Origin of the sequence: Neorhizobium sp. SOG26 (assembly GCF_003491345.1) — a bacterium.
Classification (GTDB): domain Bacteria; phylum Pseudomonadota; class Alphaproteobacteria; order Rhizobiales; family Rhizobiaceae; genus Neorhizobium; species Neorhizobium turbinariae.
The window spans coordinates 2042989-2067533 of sequence record NZ_CP025512.1; the positions used below are offsets into that span (position 1 = coordinate 2042989).

Annotated in this window: 30 protein-coding genes; 8 read left to right on the forward strand and 22 right to left on the reverse strand. The window is 61.1% G+C overall.

Annotated elements, in window-relative coordinates:
• Positions 1 to 5: 5 nt before the first annotated feature.
• Genes ureG through CYG48_RS10190 form a run of 9 tightly spaced genes read right to left on the reverse strand, consistent with a single transcriptional unit; the run spans position 6 to position 6402 of the window.
• Positions 6 to 617, reverse strand: coding sequence for an urease accessory protein UreG (ureG, locus tag CYG48_RS10150; protein ID WP_118850268.1), 612 nt, complete (start codon positions 615 to 617; stop codon positions 6 to 8).
• 39 nt (positions 618 to 656) lie between these two features.
• Positions 657 to 1328 (reverse strand): urease accessory protein UreF, encoded by a 672-nt coding sequence (locus CYG48_RS10155; protein WP_199925119.1) that lies wholly within the window; start codon positions 1326 to 1328, stop codon positions 657 to 659.
• Between the two features lie 6 nt (positions 1329 to 1334).
• Positions 1335 to 1802: an urease accessory protein UreE gene (ureE, locus tag CYG48_RS10160; protein ID WP_118850270.1), complete on the reverse strand. Its 468-nt coding sequence runs from the start codon at positions 1800 to 1802 to the stop codon at positions 1335 to 1337.
• A gap of 10 nt (positions 1803 to 1812) precedes the next feature.
• Positions 1813 to 3522: an urease subunit alpha gene (gene ureC, locus CYG48_RS10165; protein WP_118850271.1), complete on the reverse strand. Its 1710-nt coding sequence runs from the start codon at positions 3520 to 3522 to the stop codon at positions 1813 to 1815.
• Positions 3523 to 3573: 51 nt separating this feature from the next.
• Complete coding sequence (locus tag CYG48_RS10170; protein WP_118850272.1) at positions 3574 to 3909, reverse strand: lysozyme inhibitor LprI family protein; 336 nt, start codon at positions 3907 to 3909, stop codon at positions 3574 to 3576.
• A complete protein-coding gene (locus CYG48_RS10175) occupies positions 3906 to 4211 on the reverse strand; it encodes an urease subunit beta (RefSeq protein ID WP_118850273.1) in 306 nt (101 codons plus the stop codon). Before CYG48_RS10175 ends, CYG48_RS10170 begins: the two co-directional genes overlap by 4 nt.
• 19 nt (positions 4212 to 4230) lie before the next feature.
• On the reverse strand, positions 4231 to 4533 hold the full coding sequence (locus CYG48_RS10180; protein ID WP_118850274.1) for an urease subunit gamma: 303 nt from the start codon (positions 4531 to 4533) through the stop codon (positions 4231 to 4233).
• A 34-nt stretch (positions 4534 to 4567) separates the two neighbouring features.
• Entirely contained in the window at positions 4568 to 5392 is an 825-nt protein-coding gene (locus CYG48_RS10185; RefSeq protein ID WP_118850275.1) for an urease accessory protein UreD, read from the reverse strand.
• Positions 5329 to 6402: an alpha/beta hydrolase family esterase gene (locus CYG48_RS10190; RefSeq protein ID WP_245450326.1), complete on the reverse strand. Its 1074-nt coding sequence runs from the start codon at positions 6400 to 6402 to the stop codon at positions 5329 to 5331. The genes CYG48_RS10185 and CYG48_RS10190 overlap by 64 nt, the downstream gene beginning before the upstream one ends.
• A gap of 514 nt (positions 6403 to 6916) precedes the next feature.
• On the opposite strand from CYG48_RS10190, the gene CYG48_RS10195 reads away from it, so the two are divergent.
• Positions 6917 to 8578, forward strand: a complete 1662-nt coding sequence (locus CYG48_RS10195; protein ID WP_118850277.1) for an alpha-amylase family protein — start codon at positions 6917 to 6919, stop codon at positions 8576 to 8578.
• 62 nt (positions 8579 to 8640) lie between these two features.
• On the opposite strand, the gene CYG48_RS10200 is transcribed toward CYG48_RS10195, so the two are convergent.
• The 7 genes from CYG48_RS10200 to CYG48_RS10230 all read right to left on the reverse strand — a co-directional run bounded on the left by CYG48_RS10200 (position 8641) and on the right by CYG48_RS10230 (position 14555).
• A complete protein-coding gene (locus tag CYG48_RS10200; protein ID WP_118850278.1) occupies positions 8641 to 8877 on the reverse strand; it encodes a hypothetical protein in 237 nt (78 codons plus the stop codon).
• 159 nt (positions 8878 to 9036) lie between these two features.
• Entirely contained in the window at positions 9037 to 10152 is a 1116-nt protein-coding gene (locus CYG48_RS10205) for a branched-chain amino acid ABC transporter substrate-binding protein (RefSeq protein WP_118850279.1), read from the reverse strand.
• 140 nt (positions 10153 to 10292) lie between these two features.
• The gene (locus CYG48_RS10210; protein ID WP_118850280.1) at positions 10293 to 10646 is read right to left on the reverse strand and encodes a DUF6867 family protein; all 354 of its coding nucleotides are present in this window, start codon (positions 10644 to 10646) and stop codon (positions 10293 to 10295) included.
• A gap of 9 nt (positions 10647 to 10655) precedes the next feature.
• A complete protein-coding gene (locus CYG48_RS10215; protein ID WP_118850281.1) occupies positions 10656 to 11384 on the reverse strand; it encodes an ABC transporter ATP-binding protein in 729 nt (242 codons plus the stop codon).
• Complete coding sequence (locus CYG48_RS10220; RefSeq protein WP_118850282.1) at positions 11384 to 12262, reverse strand: ABC transporter ATP-binding protein; 879 nt, start codon at positions 12260 to 12262, stop codon at positions 11384 to 11386. The genes CYG48_RS10215 and CYG48_RS10220 overlap by 1 nt, the downstream gene beginning before the upstream one ends.
• Positions 12262 to 13650, reverse strand: coding sequence for a high-affinity branched-chain amino acid ABC transporter permease LivM (gene livM / locus CYG48_RS10225; RefSeq protein WP_118850283.1), 1389 nt, complete (start codon positions 13648 to 13650; stop codon positions 12262 to 12264). Before livM ends, CYG48_RS10220 begins: the two co-directional genes overlap by 1 nt.
• 2 nt (positions 13651 to 13652) lie before the next feature.
• Positions 13653 to 14555 (reverse strand): branched-chain amino acid ABC transporter permease, encoded by a 903-nt coding sequence (locus CYG48_RS10230; RefSeq protein WP_118850284.1) that lies wholly within the window; start codon positions 14553 to 14555, stop codon positions 13653 to 13655.
• Between the two features lie 368 nt (positions 14556 to 14923).
• On the opposite strand from CYG48_RS10230, the gene CYG48_RS10235 reads away from it, so the two are divergent.
• On the forward strand, positions 14924 to 15952 hold the full coding sequence (locus CYG48_RS10235) for a DUF2793 domain-containing protein (protein ID WP_118850285.1): 1029 nt from the start codon (positions 14924 to 14926) through the stop codon (positions 15950 to 15952).
• Positions 15953 to 16110: 158 nt separating this feature from the next.
• Positions 16111 to 16386, forward strand: a complete 276-nt coding sequence (gene sciP / locus CYG48_RS10240) for a CtrA inhibitor SciP (protein WP_062455190.1) — start codon at positions 16111 to 16113, stop codon at positions 16384 to 16386.
• A gap of 78 nt (positions 16387 to 16464) precedes the next feature.
• On the opposite strand, the gene CYG48_RS10245 is transcribed toward sciP, so the two are convergent.
• On the reverse strand, positions 16465 to 16929 hold the full coding sequence (locus CYG48_RS10245) for a paraquat-inducible protein A (protein ID WP_118850286.1): 465 nt from the start codon (positions 16927 to 16929) through the stop codon (positions 16465 to 16467).
• Positions 16930 to 17017: 88 nt separating this feature from the next.
• Here CYG48_RS10245 and CYG48_RS10250 point away from each other — a divergent pair, with 88 nt between their 5' ends.
• Positions 17018 to 17296, forward strand: coding sequence for a GNAT family N-acetyltransferase (locus CYG48_RS10250; protein ID WP_118851601.1), 279 nt, complete (start codon positions 17018 to 17020; stop codon positions 17294 to 17296).
• 100 nt (positions 17297 to 17396) lie between these two features.
• Here CYG48_RS10250 and CYG48_RS10255 read toward each other — a convergent pair whose 3' ends face one another.
• The gene (locus CYG48_RS10255) at positions 17397 to 17747 is read right to left on the reverse strand and encodes a flagellar export protein FliJ (protein ID WP_118850287.1); all 351 of its coding nucleotides are present in this window, start codon (positions 17745 to 17747) and stop codon (positions 17397 to 17399) included.
• 420 nt (positions 17748 to 18167) lie between these two features.
• Here CYG48_RS10255 and ctrA point away from each other — a divergent pair, with 420 nt between their 5' ends.
• Complete coding sequence (ctrA, locus tag CYG48_RS10260) at positions 18168 to 18869, forward strand: response regulator transcription factor CtrA (protein WP_046794530.1); 702 nt, start codon at positions 18168 to 18170, stop codon at positions 18867 to 18869.
• Between the two features lie 145 nt (positions 18870 to 19014).
• On the opposite strand, the gene CYG48_RS10265 is transcribed toward ctrA, so the two are convergent.
• Together CYG48_RS10265 and chpT are read right to left on the reverse strand one after the other, a co-directional pair.
• Positions 19015 to 19377, reverse strand: a complete 363-nt coding sequence (locus tag CYG48_RS10265) for a response regulator (protein ID WP_118851602.1) — start codon at positions 19375 to 19377, stop codon at positions 19015 to 19017.
• An 82-nt stretch (positions 19378 to 19459) separates the two neighbouring features.
• The gene (gene chpT / locus CYG48_RS10270; RefSeq protein ID WP_118850288.1) at positions 19460 to 20125 is read right to left on the reverse strand and encodes a histidine phosphotransferase ChpT; all 666 of its coding nucleotides are present in this window, start codon (positions 20123 to 20125) and stop codon (positions 19460 to 19462) included.
• A gap of 244 nt (positions 20126 to 20369) precedes the next feature.
• On the opposite strand from chpT, the gene CYG48_RS10275 reads away from it, so the two are divergent.
• Complete coding sequence (locus CYG48_RS10275; protein WP_245450471.1) at positions 20370 to 20906, forward strand: DUF1134 domain-containing protein; 537 nt, start codon at positions 20370 to 20372, stop codon at positions 20904 to 20906.
• A gap of 174 nt (positions 20907 to 21080) precedes the next feature.
• Complete coding sequence (locus tag CYG48_RS10280; protein ID WP_118850289.1) at positions 21081 to 22265, forward strand: hypothetical protein; 1185 nt, start codon at positions 21081 to 21083, stop codon at positions 22263 to 22265.
• A 1-nt stretch (position 22266) separates the two neighbouring features.
• On the opposite strand, the gene CYG48_RS10285 is transcribed toward CYG48_RS10280, so the two are convergent.
• Together CYG48_RS10285 and CYG48_RS10290 are read right to left on the reverse strand one after the other, a co-directional pair.
• Entirely contained in the window at positions 22267 to 23091 is an 825-nt protein-coding gene (locus CYG48_RS10285; protein ID WP_118850290.1) for a TrmH family RNA methyltransferase, read from the reverse strand.
• Entirely contained in the window at positions 23088 to 23474 is a 387-nt protein-coding gene (locus CYG48_RS10290) for a hypothetical protein (RefSeq protein ID WP_118850291.1), read from the reverse strand. Before CYG48_RS10290 ends, CYG48_RS10285 begins: the two co-directional genes overlap by 4 nt.
• A 39-nt stretch (positions 23475 to 23513) precedes the next feature.
• Between CYG48_RS10290 and CYG48_RS10295 the strand changes: the two genes are divergently transcribed.
• A complete protein-coding gene (locus CYG48_RS10295; protein ID WP_118850292.1) occupies positions 23514 to 24539 on the forward strand; it encodes an RluA family pseudouridine synthase in 1026 nt (341 codons plus the stop codon).
• Positions 24540 to 24545 lie beyond the last annotated feature (6 nt).

Genomic DNA, 24545 nt, shown 5'->3' on the forward strand with positions numbered 1-24545 from the left:
CGGCTTCAAAGCCCGCCCTGCTGTTTCAGGAAGCGCACGACGTGGTCGACGCCCTCTCCGCGCTTGAGGTCGGTAAACACATGCGGCTTCATTTCGCGCATCCGCGCCGCGTCACGATCCATGACATCGATATCGACGCCCACGTAAGGCGCGAGATCCTTCTTGTTGATGACCAGAAGGTCGGAGCGGGTGATTCCTGGCCCGCCCTTTCGCGGGATTTCCTCCCCCTGGCAGGTGGAGATGACATAGATGGTAATGTCGGCAAGGTCGGGCGAGAAGGTCGCGGCGAGATTATCGCCACCTGACTCGATGAAGATCACGTCGAGATCCGGGATGCGTTCATTGAGCCCGGCAATGGCCTGCAGGTTGATCGTTGCATCCTCGCGGATCGCCGTATGCGGGCAGCCGCCGGTTTCCACGCCGACGATGCGGTCGGAGGAAAGGGCCTGCATGCGCACCAGCGCCTCGGCATCTTCGCGGGTGTAGATGTCGTTGGTGACGACGGCGACCGAATAGTCCTCGCGCATGGCCTTGCAGAGCTTCTCCGTCAACGCCGTCTTGCCGGAGCCGACCGGGCCGCCGATGCCGACCCGCAGAGGACCATTTGCCGATTTCATGTGCCGTCCTTTCAATCCGTCCGAATTCTAGCCCGCACCTCAGCTCCGGAACAGGCGCGAATGCTGTGTCTCATGCCGAAGTGAAGCGATCTCCGCCTGCACCGTTGCCGTGCCGAGATCATCAAGCGTCAGGGCCGCTGCCCGGCTCGTCAGCGCTTCGATCGGCTCCTCGAGCTTGGCGAGGATGCCGACGCCTTCCGTTTGACCGCAACAGCCGAGCCTGATGCCGGCCGACACCGCCTGCGAGACCGCCGCATGCAGGTAAGCCGCAAGCGCCTGCTCCACCGGGACGCCGTGGGCGGCCGCGACAGCCCCGACCGCAACCGGATAAGGAACGTCCTTTGGCACGCGATGCAGAACCTCGTCCGGCCATGCGGCTGCGGCCGCGATGAAGGCCTTGCCGAGCGAAAGAGTTTCGGTGAAGCGCTCCGCCGATCCGGCCAGCGCCAAGCCCAGCTCAGAGAGTTCCTGCAGCCGGGCCCGGTCGTCCGCGCTGCGCCATGCATCAATGAGCAGTACCGCGTCTGTCCACAGAGCTCCGTGATACATCACCGTTTGCAGCCAAGCGCCGAGGTCTTCCCCGCTCTTCACCAGCCCATCGGCAACGGCCCGCTCCAACCCGCCGGACCAGGCAAAGCCGCCGATCGGGAAGGCCGGCGACAGCCAAGCCATCAGTCGTAGCAGGGCCCGCGTCTGGGAATTCTCGTTCACAACCGGTCAGTGTCCGTGGTGATCGTGAGAATGATTGTGGCCGTGCGAGTGATAGGCGCCGCGCGCCGGCTGGAAACCTTCCTCCACCTCGCTGACGGTGGCGCCAAGCCCCTCCAGCATCGCGCGGATCACATGGTCGCGCAGGATCAGGATGCGGCCTTCCTCAATCTGCGCCGACAGGTGCCGGTTGCCCAGATGCCAGGCGAGCTCGATGAGGTGCAGCGTGTCGCGCCCCTTCACCTCGAACAACTTCTCTGGCGCCGCCCTCACCTCGATCGTATCGCCATCTTCGAGCACCAGCCGGTCGCCGTGGTGGAACAGCACCGCCTCCTTGAGGTCCAGCATCACCATGTCGCCGTTCGAGAGGTGGAGCAGCTTGCGGCGCAGGTGGCGAAGATCGTGCGGCAGCGTCACGACGTCGATCGGCGGATCGCTGACTTCACCGGCCGGGCGGTAGGAATGGATATGTTGCATGCAGGTGTCCTTAGAACAGGAAGTAGCGCTGCGCCATGGGCAGCACGGTCGCCGGCTGGCAGGTCAACAGTTCGCCATCGGCGCGCACTTCATAGGTTTCCGGATCGACCTCCACATGCGGGGTGGCCGAATTATGGATCATCGATGCCTTGCCGATGCCGCCGCGCACATTCTTCACAGCGACCAGTTTCTTGGCAACGCCAAGCCGCTGCGCAAGCCCGCCATCCAGCGCCGCCTGGGAAACGAAGGTAACGGAGGAGTTGGTGCGCAGCTTGCCGTAAGCAGCAAACATCGGCCGGTAATGCATCGGCTGCGGCGTCGGGATCGACGCGTTCGGATCGCCCATTGGGGCGGCGGCAATCGACCCGCCCAGCAGCACCATCTCCGGCTTCACCCCAAAGAAGGCCGGGCTCCAGAGCACGAGGTCGGCGCGCTTGCCGACTTCGACGGAGCCGATCTCGTGGCTGACGCCATGGGCGATGGCCGGGTTGATCGTATATTTGGCGATGTAGCGCCTGACGCGGAAATTGTCGTTGTCGCCGGTCTCTTCCTTCAGTTGGCCGCGCTGGCGCTTCATCTTGTCGGCGGTCTGCCAGGTGCGGATCGCGACCTCGCCGACGCGGCCCATGGCCTGGCTGTCCGAAGAGATGATCGAAAAGGCGCCGATGTCGTGCAGGATGTCTTCGGCCGCGATCGTCTCCTTGCGGATGCGGCTTTCGGCAAAAGCGATGTCTTCCGGGATCGATGGTGACAGGTGATGGCAGACCATCAGCATGTCGAGGTGTTCAGCGAGCGTATTGACCGTATAGGGCCGGGTCGGATTGGTCGATGACGGGATGACGTTGGGGTTGCCGCACACCTTGATGATGTCGGGTGCGTGCCCGCCGCCCGCGCCCTCGGTGTGGAACGCATGGATGGTGCGGCCCTTGATGGCGGAGATCGTGTCCTCCACGAAGCCGCTTTCGTTCAGCGTGTCGGTGTGGATCATAACCTGCACGTCGTATTGGTCGGCGACGGTGAGGCAGTTGTCGATCGCCGCCGGCGTCGTGCCCCAGTCCTCGTGCAGCTTCAGCGACGATGCGCCCGCAAGGATCATTTCCTCCAGCGGCGCCGGCAGCGAGGCATTGCCCTTGCCGGCAAGCGCGAGGTTCATCGGGAAGGCATCGAAGCTCTCGATCATCCGCTCGATGTGCCAGGCGCCGGTGCAGGTGGTGGCAAGCGTGCCGTGCGCCGGGCCGGTGCCGCCGCCGAGCATGCAGGTGACGCCGCTCATCAGCGCCTCCTCGATCTGCTGCGGGCAGATGTAGTGAATATGCGCGTCCATGCCGCCGGCCGTCAGGATCTTGCCTTCGCCGGCAATCGCTTCCGTGGATGGGCCGACGATGATTGTCACGCCCGGCTGGGTATCCGGATTGCCGGCCTTGCCGATGGCATGGATGCGGCCATCCTTGAGGCCCACATCGGCCTTGTAGATGCCGCTATGGTCAACGATCAGCGCATTCGTGATGACGGTATCCACCGCCCCCTCGGCCCGTGTCGCCTGGCTCTGGCCCATGCCATCGCGGATCACCTTGCCGCCGCCGAACTTCACCTCCTCACCATAGGTGGTGAAGTCCTTCTCCACCTCGATGAAAAGCTCGGTATCGGCGAGACGCACCTTGTCTCCGGTGGTGGGGCCGAACATGGAGGCATAAGCCGCGCGGGACATCTTGTGGGGCATGGGCGGTCTACCTTGTCAAAGCGGGTCGGGTCATCGTCTGCAACGACCGTTCTAGAGATTGTCGGCGAGAGCCTTGAGTTCGTCGGTGCGCTTGCGCGTCAGCTCAGCCTGGCATTCGGCATTGAGTTGCGGCTCCATGGTGCCGCCATGCGCCTGATAAGCGAAGGCCTCGCACCAGGAATCCCGATAGGCCACCCAGGCACGCTGCGCCTTTACCAGCGCCGTGTCTAAACCCGCCTGCCCTTCCCCGGCATCGGCATCACGCGCCTTGGTCAATTTGCGCAGCGCCTGGTATTCGGCGTTCAGCGCCCTGTCGGCTTCGGCGAGGTCTTCACCGGCACACATGGTCATCTCGATCTGCGTCTGCGGGAAAAGGACCCGTTTCACAAGGCACCCATGATCTTCTGCTGGAAGCCGTAAACGGCACGGCGACCCGACAGCGGAATGAGCGTTACCTGCCGCGTCTGGCCGGGCTCGAACCGCACCGCCGTGCCTGCGGGGATATCAAGCCGCATGCCGCGCGCTTTCTCGCGATCGAAGGCCAAGCCGTTGTTCGTCTCATAGAAATGGTAGTGGCTGCCGACCTGGACCGGGCGATCGCCGGTATTCGACACCTCGATCGTGACGGTCGGCGCGCCGGCATTCAGCTCGATTTCGCCTGTTGCGGCAATGACTTCACCAGGGATCATGAATCAATCTCCCAACGCGTTAACGGATCGGTTCATGGACGGTGACAAGCTTGGTGCCGTCGGGAAACGTCGCCTCGACCTGCACGTCGTGGATCATCTCGGGGATGCCTTCCATCACCTGGTCGCGGGTGATGACATGCGCACCGGCCTCCATCAGGTCCGCAACCGAACGGCCGTCACGCGCGCCTTCGACGACGAAGTCGGTGATCAGGGCGATCGCTTCCGGGTAGTTCAACTTCACGCCGCGCTCCAGCCGGCGACGGGCAACCATGGCTGCCATGGAAATCAGCAGCTTGTCTTTTTCTCGTGGCGTCAGGTTCATTGGGGTACCGCTTCGGGATGCAGGTTCGGCAAGGTCAGATGTTCCAGACTTTCGGCACTGGAGCGCCGTTACGCAATACGGAAATTACCGGTGTCAGGATTTTCCTCAGAGCATATCCATCGGCGGCAACAAGACGCGCGATGATCTTGCCGTTCCAGGTGCTTGCGCCACCGGCCGTACCTTCCAGGCACGCCCGCAGCTTCGGAAGAAGCGCGTCGGTCAGTGGCCCGGCATAGAAAAGTGTCGCGAAGGCGACCCGGCCGGAGAGCACCGCCGTTGCCCGGGTCAGGCGCTCGATCTCGCCGTCGAGCTTCATTTCTTCGGCATGGAGAAGTTTGCCATCGCGGCGGATGCGCCAGCGGTCGCGGAACGTGCCGTTGGCAACAGCCTCCCCCATTGCCTTGCGGCCAAGCAGAACGGCCTCGACGGCCAGGAATTCGGAAGTATCGGAAAGCTCGACATCAAGCCGCCGCGTCAGCGACGCCTGGTCGAAGAGGATGGTTTCCTGTGGCAGCCAATGCACCGATGCGCTGGGCCCGACGGAAATCCGGGTGGAAACCGAAGCGGTGTCGGCGGATGCCTTGTAGATCTTTTCGTTCGCCTGCGTCGTCACCGAAAGCCGGGTAGAAGCCGCGGCGGCGACGGACCATTCGATCACGTCGCCGCCCGTCAGTCCCCCTGACGTATTGATGAGGATCGCCTCCATTTCAGGCGAAAACGTTTCCGGAAGGCGAATTTTTGCGCAGCCTTCCTGGAAAAATTCGGCAAGCCGCGTGCGCCCGCCGAAAGCCTTGGTTACAAGGCGCCCTTTGCCCCTTGCCCGCTGCGGCGCATATCGATCGGCTGGTTGCTGCTGCACGATGTCCCCTGAAGCTCCGCCTGCATCTGGCAATCCGATGCAACGGCTGTGCCAGACTTGGGCGTTGCGCCGCCCTTCGCGGGAGAAGCAGTGGCAATCATATCCGTGCTGTCGGCCTTGCCGAAGAAATCCCACATCCGCGAGGCAGGATCAATACTCGTTTCGAACGAAGGCTTGCTCGGGGCAACCGCGGCAACCTTGGTGACGCTCGCCGCGCTATCCTTTGCGGCTGCAAGCACCGCTTCCGTCGCCGGAGCAGGCTTTGGCCATTCGTGGCCGCCGTTTTCGAAGGTATATGCGGCGATGCGCGCGCCGTTCTTGCAGGTGCCGTAGAGGCTGAAGATCACGCCGTCGGCCCTCTTGGAGTCGCCGTTGCCGGTGCAGCCATCAAGCTCCGTCCAGCGCTGCACGGCGGTTTTGAAACTGTACTGCCAATAAGCCTTGCCGCCACCGCCATAGGGGTTCGCGTGGTCCTTCACACCCGCAAAGGCGATGATCGAGATCGGCTTGGCCGGGCTGCAGTTGGCCTTGTCCGGCCCCCACTTTCCATCGCTCTGCACCGGGCGGCCGGCGCGCAGCGAATGAACGAAGCCAGCGGCCGAAAACACGTCCTGGCCGGAGCAGAGGAAGGCGGACAACATGCGTCCGCCACCGGAATAACCGGAGGCATAAATCCGCGACGGATCCACGCAGAACTCCTCCTTCACCGTATCGATCGCGGCGTGGATATAGCTGATCTCGTCGCGGCCGCCTTCCTGGGTCGTCACGTAAGGGACGTTCCAGGCGTAGGTTCCGGAGGCGTTACCCGGAAGGCTGCCCTGCAAGGCGACGGCGATGAAGCCATTTTTCTCCGCAACCTTGTCCCAGGAGCTTCTGTTCAGCTGGGATTCAGGATTGCTGTGGCTACCATGGAGATCGAAGACAACAGGGACCTTGTCCTTGCCGGTGTAACCAGAAGGAATGAAATAGACAGCGCGGCGCGGCGCGCCATCATCCGTCTCGATGGTCATCACGTGACGGCCTGGTTGAAGAGGTTGGCCGCAACCTGCAAAAGCGCCGCCGGTCATGGCGCCAAAAAAAACAGCTCCAACGGCAAAACTGCGTGCGAGAGCTGAACGTGAGAAGGTACCGGCAACGCAAGCAAAAGCCATCAACGCCTCATGGTGGGTGCTGTGTGTTCGTTATATGCGGGGTACATGCCCTGACTGGATCGGTGTGCCCAACCCGTCCGATGCAGTGTATCTAACACAGCTAAAAAGCCTTTAACAGGAACGATTTGTTGCACCCTGTCCCAAACATTCACCAGTAAATACTGGCGATATACACGCCCGGTTTGCCGCGTTTCTGCCGCATCTGCCATCGTCCTTAGGTATAACGGCACAGTCTTGCCATCTTCGTTGACACATTCCTAACGGCAGCCGCTTCGGGCAGGTAACTCGGCTCGATATGGCGACCGCTTCTGCTCCTGGAACAAAATCGCGATAAACGGATTGCCCCCGGGACCCCCATCCCAGGAGCTACCGCGTGATCAACGACCTCTGGTACAAGAACGCCGTCATTTATTGCCTGTCCGTCGAGACCTTCATGGATGCCAATGGCGACGGTGTCGGGGACTTCCAGGGGCTACAACGACGTCTCGATTACCTCGCGGGTCTCGGCGTCACGGCGATCTGGCTGATGCCCTTCCAGGTCTCCCCGCAGAAGGACGACGGCTATGACGTGTCCGACTACTACAATGTCGATCCGCGCTACGGCACGCTGGGCGACTTCGTGGAGTTCACCCATGGCGCCAAGCAGCGCGGCATCCGCGTGCTGATCGACCTCGTCGTCAACCACACCTCCGACCAGCACCCCTGGTTCCAGCAGGCGCGCAGCGACCCGAACTCGTTCTACCGCGACTGGTATGTCTGGTCGGACAAGAAGCCGGCCAATGCCGACGAAGGCATGGTCTTTCCCGGGGTGCAGAAAACCACCTGGACCTATGACGAGAAGGCCAAGCAGTATTACTTCCACCGCTTTTTCAAGTTCCAGCCGGACCTCAACACCGCCAACCCGCATGTTCAGGCGGAGATCCTGAAGATCATGGGCTTCTGGATCCAGCTCGGCGTGTCCGGCTTCCGGATGGATGCCGTTCCCTTCGTGATCGACGAGAAAGGCGCCGAGGTCACCAAATCCAAGCCGCAATACGACATGCTGCGGACCTTCCGCGAGTTCCTGCAGTGGCGCCAGGGTGACTCCGTCATTCTCGCGGAAGCCAATGTGGTGCCGAAGGAGACGCTGAAATATTTCGGCGATGATGGCGACCGCATGCAGATGATGTTCAACTTCCACGTCAACCAGGCGATGTTCTACGCACTGGCGGCAGCCGATGCCGAGCCACTTGCCAAGGCCATCAACGAGACGCGCGACCGGCCGGCAACCGGCCAGTGGGGCCTATTCCTGCGCAACCACGACGAGCTCGACCTTGGGCGCCTGACGGAAAAGCAGCGCCAGAAGGTGTTTCAGGAGTTCGGGCCGGACAAGGACATGCAGCTTTACGACCGCGGCATCCGCCGGCGCCTGGCGCCGATGCTGCAGAATGACCGGCGGCGGCTGGAACTCGCCTACAGCCTGATGTTCTCACTGCCGGGAACCCCGGTGATCCGTTATGGCGACGAGATCGGCATGGGTGACGACCTGTCGCTACCCGAGCGCAACTGCGCCCGCACACCGATGCAATGGTCGGACGAACCGCATGGCGGTTTCACCAAGAGCAACAAGCCGGTGCTGCCGGTGATCAGCGGCGGCCCATTCGGTTTTGAGCACCTGAACGTGGCGCATCAGCGCCGGGAAACGAATTCGCTCCTCAACTGGACGGAGCGGCTGATCCGCATGCGTAAGGAAGCGCCCGAGATTGGCGTCGGCGTCTGCACGCCGGTCGAGACGAGCGACAAGGGCGTGCTGGCGCTGCGGTATGACTGGCGCGGCAACTCTGTGCTGCTGATCCATAACCTCAAGTCGGTGCCGATCGAAGTGACCTTCGACGTCGGGCTGGAGGAGCACGGGAACAAACTGATCGACATCGCCGACCACGCCAACACCGAGGCCGGCGAGAACGGCAAGCACAAGCTCCTGCTCGACGCATATGGGTATCGCTGGTTCCGCGTCGGCGGGCTCGACTACCTTCTGCGGCGAACGGAGGTTTAAGGGAAGAGCGTCAAGGATGACCAGTGCCCATGTCTACAGGCACTGGCTCCAATCAGTCCGCGTCAGTGGGTGACGCCGGAGGCAAAATAGGCAGCGAGCGCCGGATCTTCTTCCAGATGGATCCGCCACTGGTCAGCGTCGATCTGGCCCGACCGGTAGCACTGGACAAGAAGTTCCTGCTCCCGGGTCAGCAGCGGCGGGTGCGCCTCATTCGCGACGACCTTTTCCGGGTCTGCGAGGCCTACCTCGACCAGGAAGCTGGTGATGGTGCCTTTGATATCTGAGACGTGCAATGACATGGGGCTGTTCTCCTGTTGTGCAGAAACCAACCCGTTTTCCCGGCGAATGTTCCGATCGTGGGCGCTTGGGTGGCGCTCGCCGTCATGCCTGAACGCGAAAAAGCCCGGCAACGCCGGGCTTCTCCAAAAGATCGAGATGATCTGGCCAGATGGCCGAAATCACATCTCGGTGTAGGTGTACTTGCCGTCGGCGCCCTTGCCCCACTTGTACATGACGTAGTCCGGACGGGTGATGTCGCCCTTTTCGTCGAAGCCGAGTTCGCCGATCGCGGTCTTCCACGGACCGGAAGACTTGATGGTTTCGGCAACCTTTTCGCTTTCGGTCGTGCCGGCCTTCTCCGCAGCCTGTGCGATAACCTGGAGGGCAGCGTAGGCGTAGAGCGTGTAGGCTTCCGGCTCGAAGCCAGACTTGCGGAACTTCTCGACGAGTTCAGTCGCAGCCGGATTCTTGCGCGGATCCGGAGCAAACGTCATCAGCGTGCCGTCAACAGCGTCGCCAGCGATCGAAGCAAGTTCGTTCGAAACGATACCATCACCCGACATCATCGGAGCTTGGATGCCCTGGTCCTTCATCTGGCGCATGATCAGGCCAGCTTCGGTGTGCAGACCGCCCCAGTAGACGAGCGTAACGCCAGCCTGCTTCATCTTGGCGATCAGAGCCGAATAGTCCTTGTCGCCCGGCGTTACGCCCTCGTAGATGACTTCCTTCAGGCCAGCTTCGTTCATGGCCTTCTTGGTTTCGTCGGCAAGACCCTGGCCGTAAGGCGTCTTGTCGTGAACGATGGCGATCTTGCCGTCCTTGAAGTTGTCGACGATGTACTTGCCGGCAACGCCGCCCTGCTGGTCGTCACGGCCGCAGGTACGGAACGTGTTCCACAGGCCGCGCTCGGTGAAGACCGGGTTGGTCGAGGCCGGGCTCACCTGGAGGATGCCGTTTTCAGCGTAGACTTCCGAAGCCGGGATCGAAACGCCGGAGTTGAAGTGGCCGATGACGTACTTCACGCCATCGGACGCGAACTTGTTGGCAACCGAAACGCCCTGCTTGGCGTCGGATACGTCGTCGCCGAGAACGATCTTGATCATCTCGCCGTTGATGCCGCCAGCAGCATTGATGTCTGCAGCAGCCTGTTCAGCACCCTTCTGGAGCTGTGCGCCGAAGGCCGCGTTCGGGCCCGTGACCGGTCCGCCAACGCCAACGAGAATATCAGCCCATGCGCTGCCGCTGAAAGCGACCATGGCGGTCAGCGCAACAGCCGAAAGAAGAGACTTCTTCATTGATTTACTCCCAGTTTTTTTAAGCGGGTCGAGTTAGTTAGCCCAGGACGATACCCACCATGATCGTCCCGGTAATTGTTCCCTCAGGTTCCAGTTCTTGGATTTACCTGGAGCAATCTGAGGGCAGAAAACTCAAGCTGTCAATGCTTCTTCTTCCACCCGAAAGCGGAAGTCGGCTCGTACAGCCAGTAGTAGTTCTGCACCATCTGGCGCGTCCTGCGGATGCGGAAGCCGGCAATCGAAAACACCAGCAACACCACCACGTCGAGGATGTAATAGGTGGCGTTGATGAACGGTCCCTCGAACAGCGCGAAATGCATGAAACGCATCACGATGGCGAGAAGCAGCGTATAGACGACGACCGTGCCAAGCCCGCTCCAGCCCTCGGCCACAGCCTTGCCGGTGCGCCATGCCGTCCAGAAGCCGAGGAGCAGCACCAGGAAGCGGAGCACGAAGTGCACGCCATCGGCTTCTTCAAAGAAAAGTCCCTGCATGTCGAACTCCTAATGCCTTCCGCCTTCGAGATAAGCCGCACGCACTTCCGGATTGGCGAGAAGCTCCTTGCCCGATCCCGACATGGTGACCTTGCCGTTGACCATGACGTAAGCCCGGTCGGAAAGCTTGAGCGCGGCAAAGGCGTTCTGCTCGACGAGGAACACGGTAAGTGCCTCTTCCGTGTTCAGTTTCTTGATCGCCTCGAAGATGCCCTTGACGATCAGCGGTGCGAGACCGAGCGAGGGCTCGTCCAGCAGGAGAAGCTTCGGACGCGCCATCAGCGCTCGGCCGATCGACAGCATCTGCTGCTCGCCACCTGACAGGGTACCGCCACGCTGGCTCTGACGCTCCTTGAGCCTCGGAAACAGCGTGAAGATCTTCTCGACGTCTTCCTTGAAGAATTTCAGGTTGTCGAGATTGGCGCCCATCTGCAGGTTTTCCAGCACCGTCATGCGCGGGAAGATGCGCCGGCCTTCGGGCGACTGGGCAATGCGCTTGCGCGCGATCAGATGGGTCGGAAGTTTGGTGATGTCCTCGCCGTCGAAGATCACCTGGCCATGGCGCGCCTGCGGGCTGCCACAGATGGTCATCATCAGGGTGGACTTGCCGGCACCGTTGGCGCCGATGAGACTGACGATCTCGCCGCGGTTGACCTCGACATCGACACCTGCAAGCGCGCGAATGTTCCCGTAATAGGTTTCGACGCCCTGCACCTTAAGAAGCGCTTCACCGGCCATCAGTGATCGCCTCCCTCGAGTTCCACTGCAATTACCTCTTCCACCTCGTCATCCTCGACACCGAGATAGGCGGCGATGACCTTCGGGTCGTTCTTCACGTGATCTGGCGTCCCGTCAGAAATCTTCTGGCCGTATTCCAGCACCACGACGTGATCCGAGATCTCCATGACGACAGACATGTCGTGCTCGATCAGCAGGATCGAAACGCCCTCGTCGCGGATCGCGTAGAGAAGCGTGTTAAGCGCTGCCGATTCCCGCGGATTGAGGCCCGCGGCAGGCTCATCGAGGCAAAGGAGTTCGGGACCGGTGCACATGGCACGGGCGATTTCGAGACGACGCTGCGCGCCATACGGCAGGTCGCCGGCCGGGTCGTCGGCGCGATCGATGAGTTCCGCCTTCTCCAGCCAGTAGCTTGCCTTGTCGATCGCAGCCTTGGCCGCATTGCGATAGGCCGGCAGGCCAAGCAGGCCGAGAATGGTGTAGCCGGACGCCTTCATCAGCGCGTTGTGCTGCGCCACCAGCAGGTTTTCCAGCACGGTGAGGCCCGAAAAGAGCCGGATGTTCTGGAAGGTACGGGCAACCTTGGCGGATTTGGTGATCTCGAAATCGTTCAAGCGCTCGAGAAGGTGTTCCTTCCCGTCCCGCTGCCGAAGCGTGATCATGCCCATCGTCGGCTTGTAGAAGCCGGTGATGCAGTTGAAGACGGTCGTCTTGCCGGCTCCGTTCGGGCCGATCAGCGCGGTGATCTCGCCGCGCCGGGCTTCGAAGGAGAGGTCGTTGATGGCCATCAGGCCACCGAACTTCATCGACAGGTGCTCGACCTTGAGAAGGGTGTCGCCAGTAGTATTGGACGTCATCATGTCTGTTCCGAAGGTCATCAACCGTGACCTTCCTTGGTAAAGCTTCCTGAGACTGCCTTGCGCTGCTTCAAGAAGGCAGTGGGCTGTCGGCTACCGACAAAACCGCGGGGCTTAAAGAGCATGACGATGATCATCGCCAGGCCGAAGAGCAGCATGCGGTAGAGTTCCGGCGTGAAGTCCGGTCCGAAGATCAGCTTCAGGAATTCCATCTCGCGCAGAAGTTCGGTGCCGCCGACCATGACAACGGCCGCGATGGCGATACCCGTGAGCGAGCCCATGCCGCCCAGAACAACGATCGCCAGGATGACGGCCGATTCCAGGAAGACGAAGCTTTCCGGCGACACGAAGCCCTGGCGGGTTGCGAAGAAGGAGCCGGCAAAGCCGCCGAACATCGCGCCGGTTGCAAAGGCAGTAAGCTTGGTGGTGACGGTGTTGATGCCGAGCGAACGGCAGGCAATCTCGTCTTCGCGCAGCGCTTCCCATGCACGGCCGATCGGCATCCGGCGCAGCCGGATCGTGACATAGGCTGTGAGCATGCAGAGCGCCAGGATCACGTAGAACAGGAAGATCTTGTACCAGGCCGAGGATGTGGCCAGGCCGAGTGCCTTCGGGAAATAGTCCGGCGCACCGACATTGAACGACCAGATGCCGAACACGGAAGCCTTTGCGATGCCGGAGATGCCGAAAGTGCCCTTGGTGACGTCCGTCCAGTTCAGGAGAACGAGGCGGATGATTTCACCAAACGCGAGCGTCACGATGGCAAGGTAGTCACCGCGCAGGCGCAGCACCGGGAAGCCGAGGATAACGCCCCACATCGCGGCAAGAATACCCGCGAGCGGCAGCAGCACCCAGAACGACAAACCGAAGTAGGACGACAGGAGCGCGTAGGAATAGGCGCCGACCGCGTAGAAGGCGACGTAGCCGAGGTCGAGCAGACCGGCGAGGCCAACCACGATGTTAAGACCCCAGGCAAGCATCACGTAGATGAGGATCTGGATGCCGAAGTTGTCGACGTACTTGAGCGAACCCTGGGGCCCGAACAGCATCACCGACATAGGCGGATAGATCAGCAGCGCAATCAGCGCGATCTTGAGGAAGTGGCGATGGAAGAAGCCCTTCTCCTCGGAAATCTCCAGCACGCCGCTTTTCGCCTTGGCGAGCTTGCGACGGTCGATATGCGGCCGGATGAAGCCGACGGTGACGAAGCGGCCGACGGCAGCGATGATCACGAAGATCGCCAGCAGCCCCCAGCGGGTGCGCCAGACAAGCCTGTTGTCGATGTCCTGGTAGGTTTCGATGCCGACGAACAGCAGGAACATGCCGAAGGCGATGGCACCCGCAAAAGCGGCTTCGCGCAATGCCTTGGACATGATGTTTGTCGAACCGGTTTCGGAAGCGGCGTTCATGATTATACCTTCTCCACTTCCGGCCGCCCAAGGATACCCGTGGGCTTGAAGATCAGCACGAAAGCGAGGATCGCAAACGTCGCGACATCCTTATAGGCGATCGTGAAATACGCCGACCACAGCGACTCGATGAGGCCGATCAGCAGACCGCCGAGCACAGCCCCCGGAAGCGAGCCGATGCCACCGAGAACGGCCGCCGTGAACGCCTTGACGCCCGGGATGAAGCCGTCGTTGAACGATGCGACACCATAATACATCAGATACATGGAGCCTGCGACAGCGGCGAGCGCTGCACCCATCACGAAGGTGACGGAGATCGTACGGTCGACGTCGACGCCGAGCAGAGCCGCCATCTTGCGATCCTGTTCGGTGGCGCGCTGGGCACGGCCAAGCGGCGTCTTGTTGACGATATACCAGAAGGCCGCAAGCAGGATGCCGGTGATCACGACGATCAGGATCTGCTTCAGCGAAACGGTGATCGCACCGATATGGTAGACGTCCGAGACGAGCTGCGGGATCGGCTTGTTGCGCGGACCCTGCGTGACCTGGATGAAGTTCGACAGCACGATCGACATGCCGATCGCGGTGATCAGTGGCGCCAGGCGGAACGAACCGCGCAGCGGCCGGTAGGCCATGCGCTCGATCGTCCAGTTCCACAACCCCGTCATCAACATGCCGACGACGAGCATCAGCAGGAGAAGCAATGCCACCGGGATGCCTGCGAAAAAGGATGTGAGAATCAGGAAGACGATGAGAGCGGCGAAGCCGCCGAGCATGAAGATGTCACCATGGGCGAAGTTGATCATGCCGATGATGCCGTAAACCATCGTATAGCCAATAGCGACAAGGCCATAGATGGACCCAAGAGTCAGCCCGTTGATGAGCTGCTGGATAAAGTAATCCATACACTTTCCCCCGGATGCGATCCTCGAATGGGCGCATCTCTTGTATTGCTGTCCCTTGCGGGTTCTTGCGTTCTTGCCGCATTGCATAACGGTTTCGCATGAAATGTGAAGACAAAAAGCCCGAGTGCTGTCGAAATCTGGGCACTTCTCAACAATCTGACGCCATCTCGGTCAGAAAATCCAAAAAATCGGCAGCTTGCGGCTGTTTATTGTGCGCCGCACACATCTCTATCCATCCGATAGACTAAGCTGCGACTGCGTGGATATTCGAGAGCTTGTTCCACCGAATATCAATGACTTAAGCCCGCAATCATCCCCGCCTCCCGCGGCAGCGATAGACTTTCCCGCGAACAACAGCGGAGAGCCCCATGGCTGACACCACGACGAATCTAAAGATGCCCTTCATCCTGCCGTCGCAGGCACAAAAACACGTGACTCATAATGAGGCGCTGCTGGCGCTCGACGCGCTTGTGCATCTGACGATTGCGGAAGAACGTGCGGCGCCGCCCGAGTCACCGGCGGATGGCAGTTGTTATGCGATCGCGACCGGGGCGACGGGTGCCTGGACCGGCCGCGCAGGCAAGATTGCCGCTTGGCAGGATGGCGCCTGGAATTACCTGCAGCCGAAGACCGGCTGGCGCGCCTGGTTCACGGAGGAAAATCGCCTGAAGGTCTATGCCGATGCTGGATGGCAGGAGATCCCCCTGCCCGACCGCGCCGATTTTACCGAACTTGGCATCAACGTCACCGCCGACGAGAGCAACCGGCTCGCCGTCTCCTCCCCGGCCAGCTTGTTCAATCACGCCGGCCAGGGGCACCAGATCAAGGTGAACAAGGCTGCTTCAGGAGACACCGCCTCGCTGCTGTTCCAGACGAACTGGAGCGGCCGCGCCGAGATGGGTCTTGCCGGAGACGACGCCTTCTCGATCAAGGTGAGTGATGGCTCGATCTGGAAAACCGCACTTCATATATCACCCGCCGGTCACGTTACCCGGCCGCAACAGCCGGCCGCCCGCCTGTTCAGGTCCGGGTCCAGCTTTACACCGACAGATGGGCAGCAAAGCGGCTTCACCGTTTTCGCGGTCGACCAGGGCGGCGTCACGCTGGGGGCATCGACGGCCGGTGGCGGCAACCGTGTCGTCGTGCCGGTGGATGGGCTCTACCTTGTCTCATTGCAGGTCAGGGCAACCTCTTCGTCCGGGCATACAACAACCTTGCTGGTGAACGGCACCCAACCGATCCTGACCTTGATCGGCACCTCCGGTGGTTCCCAGTCCCAGTCCTCGACCGGCATTCTTGCGCTATCTGCCGGTGATTTCCTGACGTTGGGACATGCAGGATCAGCGACTTTCGAGGCCGGCGCCGGCAAGACGGAGCTTTCTATCCTGCTCATTTGAGCCCTAGAAGGCCCGCTTTTCCGGGAGGTCGCCGTATTTGTTCCACAACAGTGCGACTTTCCGTTGAAGTGGGAACAAATGCGCAAACCTGTTTAGTCAAATGTTAAATCTGCCGGGCTAGGCTCTCGGACGTGGTCTTGTGTTGTGTAGAGAGTCCAATGACCGAAATGATACGTCCTCGAGTTAAATATGTCATCGGACCCGATGGCAGCCCCCTGACGATCGCGGATCTCCCGCCGGCCAATACGCGCCGCTGGGTCATTCGCCGCAAGGCAGAGGTGGTAGCCGCGGTTCGTGGTGGCCTATTGAGCTTGGAAGAAGCCTGTGAGCGTTATACGCTGACGGTCGAAGAATTCCTTTCCTGGCAGGCGTCCATCAACGACCATGGCCTTGCCGGCTTGCGCACCACGCGCATCCAACAATATCGCCACTAGGATCGAGCCGACAGGTTCCTCCTGACGTACAAGTGCTGGGGAATGAAAAATGCCGCCGCAGGTTTGCAGCGGCATTTTTCACATCCCGCGCCCGCCTGACCGGCCGCCGACAAGGCTCGGCAGGAAGCCGGCAATCACCGCCGAGGCGGCATAAAACCAGAGCCCCGGCTGGGCCGTCGCACTCGCGACGCCACTGCTTTTCGCCGCCACGATGACGATCGCGACCAGCATCACGTCCATCATCGACCATTTTGACAGATGCGGCATGACGCGCATGACATGGCCATTGCCCTGCCCTCCCGTCATCTGAAGGCCAATCGCCATCAGCTTCAGCACCGGAAACACGATCGAGAACAGGCCAACGACCAGGGCGAGGAGAAGATCGTCCTCTTCGATCAGCGCCGCCACGAGCTCGATCAGCGATGGCTCGTCAGAGAAGAAGTAGAGCTTCTCAAAGCGGATGATCGGCAAAAACAGGCCAAGCCCGAGGCAGACGACAGCGAGGGTAAACAGAACCGGGGCCAGCCATTTTCCTGGTTTCATCGATCCCGCCCCATGCCGTTACCCCGCCCGCTATTTCCGTTCGGTCGTGACCATACTAAACAAAGCTGGAGCAAATCGAGGGCTGATGATGAACATCACGCATGAAGAGACGAAGTCCGGCGGCCGTTACCTGGCTGAAGTCGATGGTCACGTCGCCGAAATGACCTATTCCCGCGCCTCGCCGGAGTTGATCATCGTCGATCATACAGGCGTTCCGGGTGAACTTCGTGGGAAAGGTGTCGGCCAGGCACTGGCGGTCCACGCCGTGGACGCCGCGCGCACGGGCGGCTGGAAGATCATACCGCTCTGCACCTTCTTCAAGGGCCAGGCGGAGCGTCATCCCGAATGGCAGGACATGCTGCGGTGAGCCCGGTCATGGCTGCCGGGATCCTGAACTGACAAAAAGCTGCACGAGGCACAGCCTCGTGACATCAGTCTTGAGATAGGAAGGTCGGGCTTGCGGCCGATCAGGCGCGAGCCCGCATGCCGCCGTCCCTCTCCTCGAGGGCGGATGCCTTTGCAAGTTCTGCTTCGGCTTCCTCGAGCGCGAGTTCGGCCGCGTCCTGCTGGACCTTCAGTTCCCGGATCGACACCTGCAGATTGTCGGCGCGCTGGCGCGCGGCCTTTGCAAAGGTCGGGTAAGCAAAATGATTCGGGTCCGTAATGCCCGACTTCTTTTCCTCGACCGTGATCTGATGCTCGAGTTCCTTGGCCATCCGCTCGAACTCGGCCATCATCATCTGCAGCTGCTGGAGCTGCCGGCGTTTTTCGTTGACCTGAAAGCTCTTCAGGCGAACCAGACTGTCACGCGACTTCATACGCAATACCTCATGGATAGCGAGACCCAGACCTGTATCCGGTTTGTTACACTCCGGTTCGAATTCTTTCCGAGGGGTTAATAATTGGCTCCCCGGATTAACCTTTCATTTACAGGCATCATTAATGATAGGGCCGATCGTTTAAGGGTCGGTAAATGCCAGGGCCGAAAATCGGCCGCGACAATGTTGAGTCGCTTGAATCACTTAGCGGGATTTCCTCGTCCGTTGAGTCAGTCTGGTGATGGCCAATCCGTAAAGGAAAACAGGCTGATACTAATTTTGCTTAATGAAATGATGCACCTTGTCAGGGGGGCTCATAATTTGTTAACCATTTAGTGGCAGCTTCCAAATCAGGCACAGTCTGGATCCGTAACGAGTAAGGGGGCATGAACACCTTGCGCGGCGGTAAAGGGGAAAATTATGCGGGTTCTACTCATCGAAGATGACAGCGCGACTGCCCAGAGCATCGAGCTGATGCTGAAATCGGAAAGCTTCAACGTATACACGACCGATCTCGGTGAAGAGGGTGTCGATCTCGGCAAGCTCTACGACTACGACATCATCCTTCTCGACCTCAACCTGCCCGACATGTCAGGTTATGAAGTGCTTCGCACTCTGAGGCTCTCGAAGGTCAAGACGCCGATCCTTATCCTGTCGGGCATGGCCGGCATCGAAGACAAGGTTCGCGGCCTCGGCTTTGGCGCCGACGACTACATGACGAAGCCCTTCCACAAGGACGAACTGGTCGCTCGTATCCACGCGATCGTCCGTCGCTCCAAGGGCCACGCGCAGTCGATCATCATCACCGGCGAACTGATCGTCAACCTGGACGCCAAGACTGTCGAAGTCGGTGGCCAGCGCGTTCACCTCACCGGCAAGGAATACCAGATGCTGGAGCTCCTTTCGCTCCGCAAGGGCACGACCCTCACCAAGGAAATGTTCCTCAACCACCTTTATGGCGGCATGGACGAGCCGGAACTGAAGATCATCGACGTCTTCATCTGCAAGCTCCGCAAGAAGCTCGCAAACGCTGCCGGCGGAGCGAACTACATCGAAACCGTCTGGGGTCGCGGCTATGTGCTGCGCGAGCCGGACGGCGCCGAATACGCCGAAACCGCCTGAGCCTGAGCCGATCCCCTTTTTCGAACGCCCGCCTGGTTATCCCGGCGGGCGTTTTTCGTTTCGGCGCCAGCGCCTGGAAAGCTGCATACAAAACAGCGACTCGTCGACGCCGATATGTGTCTTGCAGAATGTGGGTGTCAGGTTTTCAGGCCGCCTGTGCCAGGCGTGCAAAGACCGAGGTAAGGATCTTGCGGTCGAACGGCTTGAGCAGGAAGTCATCCGCTCCGGCACGCTTGCCGACCATCATCTTTTTGAGGTCTGCCTCGATCACGCAGTAGAAGATGCGCACGCTCTTGCCGTTCGGCATGGCGCGAACCGAGGTGATGAGGTCCAGGGCGCCATCCATGGCGGCGTCAACAATGAGGAGGGCCGGAAGATCCGTCCGGCAACGGGTGACGGCCTCAAGCGAGTTGCTGGCTTCCACGACAAGGAAGCCAAGCTCCGTCAGGATGCGCTTGCCTACGGTGCGAACGATGTCGGAGCTGTCCGCAATCATCAAACGCTGCATCATCTACCCCTATCCGCTGCCCGCCCATCGCTCACGGGCTCATGGTCGGGCAGAGATTGCGGCAGATGTCGCTAAGGAATGGTTACTCGGTGGCCGTCTTTTCAGACTTGATGGATTCGGCGATGAAAACGATCTTGTCTTCCGAGACGATGTGCTTCAGCTCCATCTCGGCCTCTTCGGCGAGAAGCACCGTGTAATAAGGCTGGATGGTGTGCGCATCGATCGGCTCGTCCAGCGTGCCGGTGGAGATTTCCACGAACTTGGCGGGCACGCGCATCATACGGCCCTTCACGGTGATGATGAACTTCGCATCATATTCCGGGTTTTCAAGCACGACATCGACCGAGCCGCCGCGCGGGATACCGGCGTAGGCGACGAGGAAGAGATTGAGGAGCAGCTTGACGCGGTTCTTCGGAATGATGGTGCGCGGGCCGCTCCAGGTAACTTCGGTCTTCTTCTCGGCCGTGGCGAAATCGCGCGCAGCCTTTTCCGCTTCGCCCGTATCGATCGAAGCCCCGACCGAACCGGAAGCACCAAAGGCAAGACGTGCAAACTTGAGGCGAACCGAGGCGTTCAGCGCCGAAGTGCGGATCAGATCGAGCGCGTCACTGTCGGCCGCGCCCTCGTCCAGGAGCTCGAGGCCGTTGTTGATGGCGCCAACAGGCGAGATCACGTCGTGGCAGACGCGACTGCAAAGAAGTGCCGCGAGATCAGGCCCACTCAGCGTGAGGTTGGGATTCTTCGGCATGTGTATCTCCTGTGAAACGTCTTGCCTCTATCGCCCGCTTAGCCGCTCAAGGTTGCTTGAGGATGGTGCGATTGCTGGCGTCATAATGACACCACTTTTGGTAAACCGATTGTTAAGACCATGCCCGCAAGATATGTCGACTTTCAGCATGATGCGAAAGGTTATGCCCCGGATGACACAATCGATGGATTTGAAAATGCGCGTCCAGACATCCTCCGCTTTTGTCCGTTTCGCCATTGCCGCGATGACCATTGCTGCTGCGCTGTTTGCCGGCCACGCAAGCGCCCAACAGAATGGTAGCCAGTATTCGGTGCAGGAAATCGTCGATGCCGGCCACGGCTTCTTTGGCAATACGAGCGGCGGCCTTGCCAAGGTCGTCGAGAATGCCTTTGCGCAATATGGCCTGCCGAACGGCTATATCCTTGGCCAGGAAGGCTCCGGGGCCTTCATCGCTGGTCTCACCTATGGCGAAGGCGAGCTCTATACGAAGAATGCCGGCCAGCACCCCGTCTTCTGGCAGGGCCCGTCGCTTGGCATCGACTACGGCGGCCAGGGCACCCGCGCCATGATGCTCGTCTACGACCTTCCGTCCGTGAACAGCCTTTATGCGCGCTTTGGCGGCGTATCGGGCTCGGCCTTTGTGGTCGCCGGCGTCGGCATGACCGTGCTACGCAACAACAACGTCATTCTCGTCCCGATCCGCACCGGGCTTGGTGCACGGCTTGGCATCAATGTCGGCTATCTCAAGCTGACGCCGACGCCGACATGGAACCCATTCTGAGGTCTAAGCATTATCTCCCCACTTGCGGCGGTTTCCGTCGCCAGCCGGGGGATCCATGGAATACCATCTCACTCATCCAGTACTCGAGGGTCACCGTTGCCGCGCTTGCTGCCCTGCGGTTGGCGTGCTTAAACAGAACGCCCTTACCTACACAGATCAAGAAGCGGCGTTGTTGTGATCCAATTTGCTCTCCTGTTCGGCCTGGGCTTCCTGAGCGCCGCCCTCCTCGCCATGCTGATCGCGCCGGCGGTTCATTCACGGATCGTGCGCTACACGGAAAATCGCATCAAGGCGACGCTGCCGATCAGCCCCCAGGAAGTGCGCGCCCAGCGCGACATGGCCCGCGCCGTTTATGCGGCCGAAAACGCCCGCACCAAGCAGGAACTGGTCCAGGAGCGGGAAAAGGGCGTGGCGCTGCAGTTGCGCGCCGACCGGCTGTCCGAAGAAGTCAAGCGCCTCCACAGCGAGGCTGCTGAACTGCGCAACCAGATCGACAACCTCGACCAGGAAGCGGCGGAGATGCGGGCGCGCCTGCGCCAGGAAGACAGCTATATCCAGCAGCTGAAGGCCGCGCTTGAGGAGACGGAAGAAACGCTTGCCGCCAAGGAGCAGGAAATCGACGGCTTGCGGCAGCGGCAGAAGATGATGATGGCCGAAGCCGACAACTTCCGCATCGACCTCTCCACCCGCGACACGGAGATGGAGAACCTGAAGCTGCGGCTGGCAAGCCTGCGCGACGAACGCGAAACGCTGCGCAACGACCTGCGGGTCCAGACGGCGCGCGCCAAGGATGCCGAAACCCGCCTGGCCCAGGAAGTTGATCGCGCCAAGCGGCTCGAAGACAAGCTCAATCGCGAGATTGCGGCCCGCGCCGATCAGGAGACAGTACTGGAGCGCCGGCAGAAGGAAATCCTGCGGCTGCGCGAGAAGTTGAACCCGAACGCTGCTCCGGTCACTGACAGCATGGCCGACGATGCCGAGATCAACCTGTCCAAGATCGCCGCCGTCTCCCAATCACTGGGCACGCAGGAACTGCCGCAGGAGCCTGGCCGCGAGGACGCGCTGATCGCACAGGCTGCGGAAACGACGCCGCGGATCGCCGAGATGGTGGAAGATACTCGCAACCGGGCGACGGCGCTCTCGGAACGCATCTATAGCGCCGACGGCAGCAATGACGCGGCAATCCGCCAGGAACTGGCGTCGATTGCCGCCAACATGGTGGCACTGACCGCCATTTCCGAAGGCTCGACTTCGCCGATCCACGCGATCCTTTCCGGCAAGTCAGGCAGCGGTCACCGGGAAAGCCTCGCGGCGAAGTCCAAGAAGGCGCTTGCCGAGGCGCAGGACACGGCCGGCTGAGCTACAGGCGGCCTTGCGCCATCGCCATCTCGTAAAGCGCGATACCCGTCGCAGTCGCGGCGTTGAGGCTATCGAGGCCCGGGGCCTGCGCAATCCGCGCGGTGTTCACGCGGGCAAGAACCTCCGGTGACAGCCCCTCGCCTTCCGTGCCGGTGATCAGCACCATGCGGTCGGCTGCCGGCACTTCGCGAATTTCCACCGCTCCGGCAGGCGACAGGCCCCAGATGGAGAAGTCTGCTCCATCGAGTGTCGTCAGGATCTCGGCCGTGCTTCCTGCGCGGATATAGGGCACAGCGAGCACCGCACCGACTGAGACGCGCAGCGCTTTGCGGTAAAGCGGGTCGCAGCAGGCCTCGTCAAGCAGCACCGCATCCGCCCCGAAGGCGGCAGCATTGCGAAAGATCGAGCCGACATTGTCGTGGTTCGAGATGCCGAAGGCGGCCACGACCAGTGCCTTGGCCGGCAGGCTCTCGATCAGTTGTGCTGGAGCGGGATTGCGCAGGCGATGGCCGAGCGCCAGCACGCCGCGATGCAAATGGAAGCCGGCAATGGCATCCAGCACCGGCTGCGACGCAACGTAAACCGGCACCTCCTCGGGAAGCTCCTGCAGGAGGGCAGCCAGCCCTTCCACCCGGTTTTCCAGGAGGAGCAGCTTTTCGGCCGCAAAATCGCCCCCTGCGCGATGCGCCCCAATCAGCATGCGAAGCACAACTGTACCTTCCGCAATGAAGCGGCTGTCGCGGCCCGTCAGATCGCGCTCGCGGATCGACCGGAACTCGGCGATCCGCGGGTCGTCCGCCTCATGGATGCGGATCAGTTCCCTCACTGCGGAATGGCGACGGTTATGTCGGCAATCACCCGGCCGGCCTTGATGTCAAACAGCAGCACCTTCGGCGTGCCGTTGAGCGTGCCGTAGAAGGTCAGTTGTCCGCCGGTACCGGATACCGTCTGGATCGCAAAGCCGGCCGGAAGCTCGGCTGTTGCCGCCAGCGGCTGTCCTTCGGGAATGGAAAAGCCACCCGACGGCGTGGCAGCCGCCGGTGCGGCCGGCCGTTGCGAGACCTTATAGACAATGGCTCCGAGGACCGCCATAAAGCAGAGAAACAAGATACCGCCCGAAACGAGGATGAGAAGCATCATCTTCCGGCGGATTTTCTCCATCGCCGGATCAAGCGGCTCTTCCTGTTCCTCGATCATCGGTTGGGGCATGAAGACGTCCTTGCTTCGAATTGCTGTCGGAATGGCTGAATGAACGACCCCTTTACCCAGATAGAGCGTCCGAGGAAAGTACTGACTGCCGGCGAGGATGCCGAAGGTCGCATCGACGCCTGGATCGCTTCAGTCTTTGCCGGCGAGTTTTCGCGCAGCCGCATCAAGGCGTTGATCGAACAGGGTGCGGTGACGCTGAACGGCAAGCCGATGACCGAACCGAAGCGCAAGGTCAACGTCGGCGACGTGATCGAGCTCGATCTTCCGGAGCCAGAGGACCCGCAGCCGAAGGGCGAAAACATCCCGCTCGACGTGCTTTACGAGGACGCCGACCTGATCGTGGTCGCCAAGCCCGCTGGCCTTGTCGTGCATCCTGCCGCCGGCAACTGGCACGGGACGCTCGTCAATGCGCTGATCTACCACTGCGGCGACAGCCTGTCGGGGATCGGCGGCGTGAAGCGCCCAGGCATCGTCCATCGCCTCGACAAGGAAACGAGCGGCGTGATGGTGGTCGCGAAGAACGACATCGCCCACCGGCACCTCGCCGACCAGTTCGCAGACCACGGCCGCACCGGGCCGCTGGAGCGCGCCTACCAGGCGGTGGTCTGGGGCCGCCCCTCAGGCCTGAAGGGCACGATTGACGTGCCGCTCGGACGCTCGGGAAGCGACCGGACGAAGCGTGCCGTCAAGCGCGAGGACAGCGAGGATGCCCGCGAGGCGATCACCCACTACGAAGTGCTGGAGCGTTTCCACGAGACGCCAGATGCGGTTGCGCTCGCCTCGCTGATCGAATGCCGGCTCGAAACCGGCCGCACGCACCAGATCAGGGTGCACATGGCCCACATCGGCCATCCGCTGATCGGAGACCCGGATTACTCCGCCGGCTTCAAGACCAAGGCGAACCGCCTGCCGGATGAAGCGAGAGCCGTTGTCAGCCGTTTTCACCGCCAGGCGCTTCACGCGTATTTGCTCGCATTTGAACATCCGCGCACTGGCGAAGTGATGGAGTTCGAAGCACCTATGCCTGGTGATCTCGCTCGGTTGATCGACGCGCTGAGGGCGTGAGGAAAC